At 44.8% G+C, this 13,297-nt stretch carries 7 protein-coding genes; 6 read left to right on the forward strand and 1 reads right to left on the reverse strand.

The window, feature by feature from the left end; translation table 11 throughout:
* Nucleotides 1–139: 139 nt before the first annotated feature.
* The 6 genes from sucA (at nt 140) to putP (ending at nt 12,251) form a co-directional block, all read left to right on the forward strand.
* The gene (sucA, locus tag Q0203_RS00750; RefSeq protein WP_297928832.1) at nt 140–2,944 is read left to right on the forward strand and encodes a 2-oxoglutarate dehydrogenase E1 component; all 2,805 of its coding nucleotides are present in this window, start codon (nt 140–142) and stop codon (nt 2,942–2,944) included.
* 116 nt (nt 2,945–3,060) lie between these two features.
* Entirely contained in the window at nt 3,061–4,266 is a 1,206-nt protein-coding gene (gene odhB, locus Q0203_RS00755; RefSeq protein WP_111294789.1) for a 2-oxoglutarate dehydrogenase complex dihydrolipoyllysine-residue succinyltransferase, read from the forward strand.
* An 86-nt stretch (nt 4,267–4,352) separates the two neighbouring features.
* Entirely contained in the window at nt 4,353–5,522 is a 1,170-nt protein-coding gene (sucC, locus tag Q0203_RS00760) for an ADP-forming succinate--CoA ligase subunit beta (protein WP_297928835.1), read from the forward strand.
* 11 nt (nt 5,523–5,533) lie between these two features.
* Nucleotides 5,534–6,406 (forward strand): succinate--CoA ligase subunit alpha, encoded by an 873-nt coding sequence (gene sucD / locus Q0203_RS00765; protein WP_297928837.1) that lies wholly within the window; start codon nt 5,534–5,536, stop codon nt 6,404–6,406.
* A gap of 889 nt (nt 6,407–7,295) precedes the next feature.
* A complete protein-coding gene (gene putA, locus Q0203_RS00770; protein WP_297928840.1) occupies nt 7,296–10,748 on the forward strand; it encodes a bifunctional proline dehydrogenase/L-glutamate gamma-semialdehyde dehydrogenase PutA in 3,453 nt (1,150 codons plus the stop codon).
* A 12-nt stretch (nt 10,749–10,760) separates the two neighbouring features.
* On the forward strand, nt 10,761–12,251 hold the full coding sequence (putP, locus tag Q0203_RS00775; protein ID WP_109103596.1) for a sodium/proline symporter PutP: 1,491 nt from the start codon (nt 10,761–10,763) through the stop codon (nt 12,249–12,251).
* A gap of 147 nt (nt 12,252–12,398) precedes the next feature.
* On the opposite strand, the gene Q0203_RS00780 is transcribed toward putP, so the two are convergent.
* A complete protein-coding gene (locus Q0203_RS00780) occupies nt 12,399–13,193 on the reverse strand; it encodes a formate/nitrite transporter family protein (protein ID WP_297928843.1) in 795 nt (264 codons plus the stop codon).
* Nucleotides 13,194–13,297: the final 104 nt, after the last annotated feature.

Genomic DNA, 13,297 nt, shown 5'->3' on the forward strand with positions numbered 1-13,297 from the left:
CGTTAATTTTTTGTAAAATTTCAATCCAGATCACAGAATGTATTTTATTTATCAGGCATAATGTATCCCTTAGGACAAGATTGTTCTTTGTTTATTATCATGTTGTTTGTTAGCGTATTTAAATCTTAAGGTGGTATGTATGCAGCATTCTTTAAATGAATGGCTCTCCTCCAGTGCACTAGGTGGGGCAAATCAGTCTTATATTGAGGATCTTTATGAAAGCTATCTTGAAGATCCGAACAGTGTGGATGCCAGTTGGCAGGAAATTTTTAAAACTCTGCCAAAATCCACCGCACTTGAGCAAGCGCATTCAACGGTGCGCGATTATTTCCGCCGTTTAGCGCGAGAGAATCATGGACAGAGCGTGAGCGTGATTGATCCGGAAGCGAGCGCGAAATTAGTCAAAGTTTTACAATTCATTAACGCATACCGTTCTCGTGGTTACATTGAAGCCACTCTTGACCCCCTCAATTATTACCGTTGGAAAACTTCCTCGGTGCCTGAATTAGACTATCACCGACATGGATTAACAGACGCTGATTTGGACGAAAGTTTCAATATCGACTATGCCGTTTATGGCAAGGAAAGCATGAAGCTCCGTGATTTAGCCCGTGATTTGAAAGCAACCTATTGTGGCAATATTGGGCTGGAGTTTATGCACATTCATGATATGGAACAGCGTAATTGGTTGCAAAGTAAACAAGAAAAATGGATTCAACAGCCACTTTTCAGTAAAGACGAAAAAATCAATTTGTTGAAAGAATTAACGGCAGCGGATGGCTTAGAGCGTTACTTAGGCGCGAAATTCCCGGGCGCGAAACGTTTCTCGTTGGAAGGAAGCGATGCGTTTATTCCGATGATGAAAGAGATCATTCGTCATGCCAGCCGCAACGGTATAGACGATGTGGTCTTGGGTATGGCGCATCGTGGTCGTTTAAATATGTTGGTTAACGTGTTTGGTAAACGCCCAACCGATTTATTTGATGAATTTGCCGGTAAACATGCGGAAGATAATCGCACCGGTGATGTGAAATATCACCAAGGTTTCTCCTCCGATTTTGCGGTAGATGATAAGAAAGTGCATTTGACACTTGCCTTTAACCCATCTCACTTAGAAATTGTGAGCCCGGTTGTGATTGGCTCCGTCCGCGCAAGACAAACCCGTAAACAAGATACCGAACATAACAAAGTGTTGGCAGTCACCGTGCATGGTGACTCCGCGGTTACCGGTCAAGGTATCGTGCAAGAAACCTTGAATATGTCTAATGCACGGGGTTATAAAGTGGGCGGCACGATTCGTATTGTGATCAATAACCAAATTGGTTTCACCACCTCTAACCCGAACGATACCCGTTCTACCGAGTTTTGTACCGACATCGCCAAAATGATTCAGGCGCCGATTATTCACGTGAACGGCGATGATCCGGAAGCGGTTGCTTTTGCTGCCCGTATGGCGGTGGAATATCGTGCGGTCTTTAAACGGGATATTTTCATTGATTTGATTTCTTATCGCCGTCATGGTCATAACGAAGCAGACGAACCGTTGGCGACTCAGCCAATGATGTACGGTATTATCAAAAAACATCCAACCCCACCGAAAGTGTATGCCAATCGTTTAATTCAAGAAGGCGTCATTACGGAAGAAGATGCCACTGAAATTGCCAATTTATACCGTGATGCCTTGGATAATGGTGAATGTGTCGTGCCGGAATGGCGTGCGATGGATATGGCAAAAGTGGACTGGTTGCAGTATCTCAACTATGACTGGACGGCGCCGTATGAAAGCAAATTTCCGGAAGAGCGGTTTAAAACCTTAGCAAAACGTGTCTCTCATTATCCGGATTATGTGCAACCGCATCCTCGCGTTGAAAAAATCTATACCGACCGCCAAGAAATGGGGCGAGGCGAAAAATTATTAGACTGGGGGATGGCAGAAACCATGGCGTACGCCACCTTATTGGATGAAGGCATTCATGTGCGTTTATCCGGTGAAGATGCCGGTCGTGGCACGTTCTTCCATCGTCATGCCGTCGTACATAACCAAAAAGACGGTACCGGCTATGTGCCATTAACCCAATTACACGCCAATCAAGGTCGCTTTGAAGTATGGGATTCCGTTTTAACCGAAGAAGGGGTGCTTGCCTTTGAATATGGTTATGCCACCACGGATCCGAAAACCTTAACCATTTGGGAAGCGCAGTTTGGTGATTTCGCCAACGGGGCGCAAATCGTGATTGACCAATTCATCAGTTCCGGCGAACAAAAATGGGGCAGAATGTGTGGCTTAGTGATGTTGCTACCACACGGTTATGAAGGACAAGGCCCGGAACACTCATCCGCCCGTTTGGAGCGTTATTTGCAGCTTTGTGCACAACAAAACATGCAAGTGTGTGTGCCTTCAACGCCGGCGCAGGTGTATCACATGTTACGTCGCCAAGCGATTCGTAAAATGCGTCGTCCGTTAATTGGTATTTCACCGAAATCCTTGTTACGTCATCCGTTAGCGGTGTCCAGTATGGATGAATTGCTTAACGGCACATTCCAAACGGTCATTGGTGAAATAGACAACCTTGATCCGAAAAATGTGAAACGTGTGGTGATGTGTGCCGGTAAAGTGTATTACGATTTATTGGAGCAACGCCGTAAAAATGAACAGGATAATGTGGCTATCATTCGTATTGAGCAACTTTATCCGTTCCCGCATGACGATGTGAAAGCCGCTTTAGCGCCTTATTCACATGTAACGGATTTTGTATGGTGTCAAGAAGAGCCACAAAACCAAGGCGCTTGGTATTGCAGTAAACATAACTTTGAAGCCGTGCTTCCGGACAATGCCAAATTGTCTTATGCCGGCCGTCCGGCGTCTGCTTCACCGGCGGTAGGTTATTTGTCATTGCATGCCAAACAGCAAAAACAATTGGTGGAAGATGCATTGACCCTTTAATCCGTTAAAGTGCGGTGTATTTTTCGCTTGTTTTAAAAACACCTTGAAAAACAACCGCACTTTATGCTTAACAACATTGATACTTAGCTAAATGAATACAAAAAAGGAATGAAATTATGACTATTGAAATTCTTGTCCCGGATTTGCCTGAGTCAGTTGCTGATGCAACAGTCGCCACTTGGCATAAAAAAGCAGGCGATGCGGTGAAACGCGATGAAGTGATTGTGGAAATTGAAACGGACAAAGTGGTGCTTGAAGTGCCGGCGCAAGCAGACGGCGTGATCAGTGAAATCGTGCAGGATGAAGGCGCCACAGTCGTGAGCAAGCAGTTGTTGGGTAAATTGGAAGCTTCCGCAACAGCCGCTGCAGCAGCCATGGAAAAAACGGCAGAACCGACACCGGCGGATCGTCGTACCGAAGTGCCGGATGAACCTCATACCACGGATGCGTTAAGTCCGGGCGTTCGTCGTTTATTGGCGGAACACGATATTCAAGCTTCTGAGGTGAAAGGCACCGGTGTGGGCGGTCGTATTACCCGCGAAGACGTTGAAGCGGTTATCGCAAAACGTGCAGCTGCGCCTAAACCGGCAGAAACAACAGTCAGTACCATGGCATATTCCGCACGCAGTGAGAAACGCGTGCCGATGACCCGTTTACGTAAACGTATTGCAGAGCGTTTGTTGGAAGCGAAAAATAATACGGCGATGTTAACCACATTCAATGAAGTGGATATGAAACCGATCATGAATTTGCGTAAACAATACGGTGAAAAATTTGAAAAACAACACGGCGTACGTTTAGGTTTTATGTCTTTCTACATCAAAGCCGTGGTGGAAGCCTTGAAACGTTATCCGGAAGTGAATGCCTCCATTGACGGTGACGATGTGGTTTATCACAATTATTTTGACGTGAGTATTGCGGTTTCCACGCCACGTGGTTTGGTGACCCCGGTGTTGCGTGATTGCGACAACCTTTCTATGGCAGACATTGAAAAATCGATTAAAGCCTTAGCGGAAAAAGGACGTGATGGTAAGTTAACCGTGGAAGATTTAACCGGCGGTAACTTTACGATTACCAATGGTGGTGTGTTTGGTTCTTTGATGTCCACTCCAATTATTAACCCACCGCAAAGCGCGATTTTGGGTATGCACGCCATTAAAGAGCGTCCGGTTGCTGTGGATGGTCAAGTGGTGATTCGTCCAATGATGTATTTGGCATTAAGTTATGACCACCGTTTAATTGACGGTCGTGAGTCTGTCGGTTTCTTGGTCACCGTGAAAGAATTGTTGGAAGACCCAACAAGATTATTGCTAGAAATCTAAAGAAAGAAGAACCGCATGTGCGTAAGACAGGCGGTTCTTTGTTTCAACAGACGATAAAAATTAGGGCATTTAACAGAGGATTTTCTATGAATCTACATGAATATCAAAGTAAGCAAGTTTTTGCCGAATACAAATTGCCGGTGGGTAAAGGCATTGCCTGTAAAACCGCAGACGAAGCGGCAGAGGCGATTAAACAGTTAGACGGCGATGCTTGGGTGGCGAAATGTCAAGTGCATGCCGGTGGACGTGGTAAAGCGGGTGGTGTGAAACTTGTACGCAACGAAGCGGAAGTCAGAGAGTTTGCGAATAAATGGTTAGGGCAACGTTTGGTCACTTTCCAAACGGATGCCAATGGTCAGCCGGTAAACACGATTTATGTAGAAGAAGGTTCACAAATTGAACGTGAATTGTATCTAGGCGCGGTGCTCGATCGTGCTTCTCAACGTGTGGTGTTCATGGTGTCCACTGAGGGTGGAATGAATATCGAAGAAGTCGCGGCAAAAACACCGCACTTATTACACAAAATGGCGATTGATCCGCTTACCGGTGGTATGCCATACCAAGGGCGTGAGTTAGCGTTTAAATTGGGTTTAAAAGGCGATCAAGTGAAACAATTTGCCCATGTTTTTACCCAAATGGCAAAAATGTTCGTAGAAAGAGATTTGTCCTTATTAGAAGTGAACCCGCTGGTGGTCACAAAAGAGGGCAATCTTCTTTGTTTAGATGCCAAAATCGTGGTGGATGGCAATGCGTTATATCGTCAACCGGCTTTAGCGGCAATGCAAGATCCAAGCCAAGAAGACCCACGCGAAGCCTTAGCGGAAAGTTTCCAACTTAACTACGTGGCATTAGACGGCAATATCGGTTGCATGGTGAACGGCGCAGGGCTTGCCATGGGGACTATGGATATTGTGAAGTTGCATGGTGGTCAACCGGCGAACTTCCTGGATGTGGGCGGCGGTGCAACCAAAGAACGCGTTGCGGAAGCCTTTAAAATCATCCTTTCTGATAAAAATGTAAAAGCGGTACTCGTCAATATTTTCGGTGGCATTGTACGCTGCGATCTGATTGCAGAAGGGATTGTAGCGGCAGTGAATGAAGTGGGTGTCAACGTGCCTGTGGTGGTGCGTTTAGAAGGTAACAATGCCCCGTTGGGCCGTGAAATTTTAGCGAAGAGCGGTTTGAATATTATTGCTGCCCAAACGTTGACTGATGCGGCGGTAGAATCAGTGAAAGCGGCAAAGGCTAACGCATAAGGAGCAATAGCATGTCAATTTTAATTAATAAAGATACAAAAGTGATTTGCCAAGGTTTCACCGGCGGTCAAGGTACATTCCACTCCGAACAAGCATTAGCTTATGGCACTAAACTGGTGGGGGGCGTTTCACCGAACAAAGGCGGCACGACCCATTTAGGATTACCGGTGTTTGACACCGTACGCGATGCAGTCGAGGCAACCGGTGCCACAGCAACGGTGATTTATGTGCCGGCGCCGGGCTGTAAAGATGCGATTTTAGAGGCCATTGATGCCGGGATTAAATTGATTATTTGTATCACCGAAGGCATCCCAACCTTGGATATGCTGGTGGTGAAACAACGCTTGAACCAAACCGGTGTGCGCATGATTGGGCCAAACTGTCCGGGCGTGATTACACCGGAAGAATGCAAAATCGGCATCATGCCGGGCAACATTCATAAAAAAGGGAAAATCGGCATTGTTTCCCGCTCAGGCACGTTGACGTATGAAGCCGTGAAACAAACTACTGACGAAGGTTTTGGTCAATCCACTTGTGTGGGTATCGGCGGCGATCCAATTCCGGGTTCCAATTTTGTGGATATTTTGAAATTATTCCAAGCCGATCCGCAAACGGAAGCGATTGTCATGATCGGCGAAATTGGCGGTTCCGCAGAGGAAGAAGCGGCGGCGTTCATTAAAGAACATGTGACTAAACCGGTAGTGAGTTACATTGCCGGCGTGACAGCACCGAAAGGCAAACGCATGGGGCATGCCGGTGCCATTATCAGTGGCGGAAAAGGCACTGCCGATGAAAAATTTGCGGCGCTTGAAGCCGCCGGCGTGAAAACCGTGAGAAGTTTGGCAGAAATTGGTTCAGCGTTAAGAGAAATGTTGAATAAATAATTGCCTTGAACGAAAAAAGTGTGGTTGGTTTTAAAAACGTTTTTAAAATCGACCGTACTTTTTCTTTTTATATAGCCAGCCAAAGTCTGGCTATAAAAACCATACGCTATGCGTATGGAGTCCTTCCTCGTAGCGTGCAACTTGTTGCACGAATAATTAACCTCGATGCGTAATTCACGATTTCATGCGTAGCACGAATAATTAACCTCGATACGTAATTTACGATTTTGTGCGTAGCGTGCAACTTGTTGCACGACCAAATTACGCACGGAACGTTATTTAATTCTTTCGGGTATTCATGATTTCGTGCAACAAGTTGCACGCTACGATTCTAAACCCTACTTAAATATTAGGCTCTGTGTTGCACAGAGCTTAAATTATTTAATTTGGGCATAAGACGAACTGTCTTTGCAAATTATACCTTCCATCACCGGCAAGCCTATAAGAACAGCCTTGGTCAGGGTGAATAATCGTTAAATCCGTTTCGTTTAATTGAACCAATACTGTTTTACCACAGGGGAAAATCCTTTCACTATGTAACTTGCGTAGAATGATGGGGTAACCATCCAGCTTCTGATTTACTCAATAAAGTTCGGGGATACGCCGTCAAATTGTGTAATGATCTGCTGTTTCCTACGGAGTGTAATAGCATGTTAAGCGAGTCAACCCGATAATTTTTAGTAACAAGTGACAATCATGTGTATGAAATGTACTGGCATGTTGTTTTTTCGTCTTTTTCAGTATGTAAATTACCCACATAGTACAGATTACAAACAATAAATCCTCATTTTTTATGTGACTTCAGTCACAGATCACCAAAAAAGTCATTTACTAATAAATACGCCACCTATATTTTGTTAACAATTATATAACAAAAGGAGGTTTTCTCATGCAATTCACACTATCAAAACAATATAGCCCTATTCGCCAAGCGATCACTGCAAACTATCGTTTAGATGAGAAAAGTGCGGTCGATTCTTTAGTGAAAACATTAGATTTTTCTCCAGAACAAGAACAACGCATCACAGACAATGCGATTAAATTAATTAAAAAATTACGCCAACTGAAACAAAAACAGTATGGCGCAGATGCCTTAATGCAAGAGTTTTCATTAAGCAGTGAAGAAGGGGTCGCGTTAATGTGCTTAGCTGAAGCCTTGTTACGTATTCCTGATGCACAAACCCGCGATGACTTAATTTATGAGAAATTGCAAGAAGGGAACTGGAAATCTCACATTGGCAATTCCAATTCGTTCTTCATCAATGCAGCCAGTTACGGTCTACTGTTTGGTAAAAAAATCAGCGAAACGCTTGATGAAAACAGTTTATCAAATGCACTCACCCGTAGTTTCTCCCGTTTGTCTGCGCCCATTATGCGTATGGCAATTATCAAATCCATGCAGATTTTAGGTAAACAGTTCGTTACCGGCGTGACGATGCAAGAGGCGTTGCAAAACATCAAACCACGCTACGAAAAAGGCTTTACGTTCTCTTTTGATATGTTGGGCGAAGCAGCCATGACAGAAGCCGATGCACAACGCTATTTCAATGACTATTTACACGCCATTGAAGAAGTGGGCAAAGATGCGGCCGGCAGAACCATTTATAACGGCAACAGTGTTTCCGTCAAACTCTCCGCGATTCACCCGAAATATAGCCGTTCCAAATATGATCGTACCATCAATGAGCTTTACCCTCGCTTAAAAGAACTCTTCTTATTAGCGAAAAAATACAACATCAGTATCAATATTGATGCGGAAGAGGCCAACCGTTTAGAGCTATCCCTCGATCTTGTGGAAAAATTATTAGATGAACCGGAATTACAAGGCTACAAAGGCATTGGTTTCGTAGTACAGGCTTACTCCAAACGTTGTCCATTTGTGTTGGATTACTTGATTAATTTAGCTCGAGAAAAACAAGGCTATTTGATGATTCGTCTTGTTAAAGGCGCTTATTGGGACAGCGAAATCAAATGGGCGCAAGCAGATGGTTTAGACGGTTTCCCGCTTTATACACGCAAAAATCACACCGATATTTCTTATATTGCCTGTGCGAAAAAATTATTTGCTGCACAAGATGTTATTTATCCGCAATTTGCCACCCATAACGTGCAAACCATGTGCACGATTCACGAATTAGGCCAAGGTAAAAACTTTGAATTCCAATGCCTACACGGCATGGGAGAATCCCTTTATGACAATATTGTGGGGAAAGACAATCTGAATCGACAAGTGCGTGTCTATGCACCGGTGGGGACACACGCTACCTTGTTAGCCTATTTAGTCCGCCGTCTCTTAGAAAACGGTGCAAACTCCTCTTTCGTTCACCAGCTGGTTGATGAAAACATTCCGGTCGAACAACTTGTGACACCACCATGGAAGCTTTATGCCAAATCTCATGGCGAGCCGAATAAGTCGGTTCTCAAACCGTTAGAATTATTTAAAAACCGTAAAAACTCCGCCGGTTTCGATCTGAGCAATGAATTGGAATTAGCAAGATTAGAACAAGCGCTGAATGCGGCAACCATCGAAAACGCTACCTCTTTGGTTGCCTTTGAACATGCTGAAAATGCGCCTGCGCATCAAGTCACCAATCCGGCCAACCTCAATGAAACGATTGCAGAAGTCGCCTTTTTAGCTGTGAATCAGGCGGAAAAAGCGTTTGCCGCTGCCGACAATACCCAATGGAAAGCCAAAAGTGCGGTGGAAAAAGCTAACGTTTTACGTAATGCTGCTGACTTATATGAAGAACATTTCGGCTTATTGATGAAACTCGCCGTGGTTGAAGCGGGTAAAACCTTGCCAAACGCCATTGCCGAATTGCGTGAAGCCGTGGATTTCTTACGTTATTACGCCGTTCAATTAGAGCAGCTCGCAACACAAAATCACCTTGCCGAGCCCCGTGGAAAAGTACTTTGTATTTCGCCATGGAACTTCCCATTAGCCATCTTTACCGGCCAAATTGCCGCCTCTTTAGCGGCTGGCAATGCAGTGATTGCAAAACCGGCAGAACAAACTTCATTAATTGCGTATGCCGCCGTGAAACTCTTACACCAAGCTGGTATCCCGAAAGAAACCTTACAACTGGTGTTAGGGGCGGGGGATTTAGGGGCTGCGTTAGTCCAACAAGCTTTTGATGGCGTCGTATTTACCGGCTCAACAGAAGTAGCCAAACTCATTGAGCAACGCCTGTCATTGGCAGATAACGATCCTGTATTGATTGCGGAAACCGGCGGTCAAAACGTCCTTGTTGTTGACTCTTCAGCCTTGCCGGAACAAGTCGTTGCTGATGTTCTCAGTTCAGCCTTTGACTCTGCCGGTCAACGTTGTTCTGCATTACGCATCTTATTGTTACAAGAAGATGTGGCAGATCATTATTACAAAATGATCACGGAAGCCATTAAAGAATTAAGTTTAGGCGATCCACGTTTATTGGAAACCGATATCGGTCCTGTGATTGATGAAGAAGCTAAACAAAATCTAGAAAACCACAAGGCAGCCATGCGCAAAGTCGCCCGCGCTTATGCGGAAATCGACACGCCGACTCAAGGGCATTTTGTGGCACCGAGTGTGTATTTGTTGGATAACCTCGATCAAGTACAGCGTGAAGTCTTCGGTCCGATTCTACACATCGTACGTTATAAAAAAGATAACTTACTCAATGTCCTCAAAGCGGTAAATGAAAAAGGTTATGCGCTGACCGGTGGTTGCCATACCCGTATCCGCAAACACATGGATATTGTGGAACGCCACTTAAACTGCGGCAACTTCTATATCAACCGTAATATTGTCGGTGCGGTGGTTGGTGTTCAACCGTTCGGTGGACACGGATTATCCGGCACAGGGCCGAAAGCCGGCGGTGAATTCTATTTGCAACGCTTAACCCGTACACCTCGCTATTACAGCCAATTTGGTGATGAAAATACGCTAGGCACAACCAAACCGGTATTAGAAAGTATCACCGGTGAACACAACTCCCTAGCTTATCTGCCTTGTGAAGTAGCCATTCTCAACGGCGACTTAGCGGCAGCAGAAAAAGCGGCAGAAAAATTGCTTGCCAAAGGTTTTAGCATTTTGGTGGAACCGCAGCATCCATTAGCCGCCAAAGCCAAACCGGGCATTCGTGTTGATACGAAGTTAGGTCATTGTCAAAAAGGCATTTATTTGACCGCACTTGATAAAGCCAAACGTCAATGGTTGGCTGAAAACAGTAAAGCTATTTTCAAATGTTACGACTGGCAAGATACCCAAGATTTACTGCCATTGTATGATGAGTTTTCCCGCAGTTATAACACCACTGCGGCAGGTGGAAACACCTCATTAATGTCCTCTCAAGAAGAATAAAAGGAGTGTTTTATGCAAATCTACATCACCTTTGGCCTCTATTTGGCAATTATTTTAGGCATTGGGTTATACGCCTATCGTTCCACCAAAAACTTTGATGATTACATTTTGGGTGGTCGAAAAATGGGAAGTTTCGTGACCGCCATGTCTGCCGGTGCTTCCGATATGTCCGGTTGGCTATTAATGGGGTTACCCGGCGCGATTTTCTTATCAGGCCTTTCCGAGGCATGGATTGCTGTCGGCTTAACCGTTGGCGCCTATCTGAACTATCGCGTTGTGGCAGGACGCTTGCGGATTTTCACTGAGAAATATAGCAATGCGCTGACCTTACCGGAATTTTTTGCACAACGTTTTCCGCGTCAGAAAAAAGCATTAAAGATTATTTCTTCAGGTATTATTCTCTTCTTCTTCACCATTTACTGCGCTTCCGGCGTGGTAGCGGGAGCGAAGTTATTCCAAAGCTTATTGGGCTTGGAATATTCCACCGCACTTTGGTTAGGGGCATTAGCGACCATTACCTATACCTTTATCGGTGGCTATTTAGCGGTTTCATGGAGCGACACCATCCAAGCCTCATTAATGATTTTCGCCTTGATTTTGGCACCGGTCATGGTATTGCTCAACATCAGCTGGGATGAAATCACAATGTCTTTGGAAGCGAAATCTGCTGTCACCGGCATTCCTTACAGCAACTGGCTGCACAATGTTTCCGGTATCGGTGTTATCTCTGCATTGGCTTGGGGCTTGGGTTATTTCGGACAGCCACACATTCTTGCCCGTTTCATGGCAGCAGACTCTGTGGCCTCTCTCGAAAAAGCCCGTCGAATCGGAATTTCTTGGATGTTCCTCTGCCTTGGCGGCGCCGTTGCAGTGGGCTATTTCGGGTTGGCCTATTTCACCACCCAAAATATTGAACTATACAATGCAGAAGCCGTTTTCATTGAGTTAAGTAAAGCCATGTTTAACCCTTGGATTGTCGGCATCGTCTTATCCGCAATCTTAGCCGCGGTGATGAGTACCCTGTCCGCTCAATTATTAATGTGCTCCGCCGCAATTACAGAGGATTTCTATAAAGGCTTCTTCCGTAAAGGCGCTTCCAGCCTTGAATTGGTCTGGGTCGGTCGTTTAATGGTATTGTTAATCTCTGTGGTTGCCATCGCTATCGCACAAGATCCAAACTCCAAAGTAATGGGCTTGGTTTCTTATGCATGGGCTGGTTTTGGTGCCGCTTTCGGTCCGGTGGTGATTCTTTCCCTGTTCAACCGCAATATTAGCTCCAAAGCGGCATTATGGGGAATGTTATCCGGCGCTATCACCGTGGTGGTCTGGAGTCCATTAATGAAATACTTGGGCTGGGAAGATTTATCTCACCTCTATGAAATCGTCCCAGGTTTCTTGGTCTGTTCTTTCATCACCATTACCTCTTCCGTGTTCGCACCGGTACATCCGAAAGTGATGGAACAATTTGATGCTGCTTTAGCTGAATTTGAAGCACGACGCTAAAAAAGTGCGGTGATTTTTAAATGTAAAATAGGGCGGAATTTCCGCCCTATTTTCATACATTTCTTATTTAATTATGTAAATAAAAAATGATCTGCACCCCAAACGTTGGACTTAACATCCAACCATTGAGGTGCAGATTTTTTATGGCTAAATGCAATAATCTTCTTTTAACAGATGACGATAGGCATAAAGGTAAGAGGCGCCGACAAATGCTGCACCGCCGGTGACATTGCCTAGAAAGACCGGAATCATGTTAAAGAAAAATTGGTGCCAAGTGACATTGGCGCCGGCAAAAATGCCTGCCGGAATAATAAACATATTGGCGACAAAGTGTTGTAATCCAACAAGAACGAAAATCATCACCGGGAACCACATGGCAAGGATTCGGCCGGAGGTTTGTTTCGCGCCGAAATAGAACCAAATGCCCATACAGACCATCCAGTTACAGGCGATGGCGGAAAGAAAGGCTCGACCAAAATCCATTTGCACTTTGGCTTCGGCAATGGCGATAGTTTTTGCGGCAGCTGCACCTTCTGAAAGCCCGACATAATGTCCTAAGAAATAGGCCATAAATAACGCACCGGCTAAATTTCCTAAGCTGACGACAATCCAGTTACGAAAGAGTTTCTTAAAGCTCACTCTTCTGGTTAAACGGCCTAATGCCATCATCATCATGTTGCCGGTGGCCAATTCACCGCCGCCAATTAAAATACAAATTAAACAAATTGGGAATACTGCCGCGCCTAGCAGGGTGGCTAATCCACTCCATTCTGGTGGAATGCCGCTCACCACTTTCAAATATGCCATATAACCAAAACTGACATAGCCACCGCCTAAAAAGCTTAAAATCGCCAGCGTTTTTAAGCGTCCTTCTGATTTCGCATAACTTTTTTCAATGACATCTTGTAAGATTTCATGGGGGTAAAGATCACGGTGTTGCATAGTTTTTCCTCTAATGAAATAAGATGGTAAAAATCTAGCAAAGCAAAGGGAGGAAACGAAAGAATTGTTAAGTATATATACGGCGTTTTAGTTATAACGAAATT

It is taken from the genome of uncultured Aggregatibacter sp., from assembly GCF_938046485.1.
Taxonomy (GTDB): domain Bacteria; phylum Pseudomonadota; class Gammaproteobacteria; order Enterobacterales; family Pasteurellaceae; genus Aggregatibacter.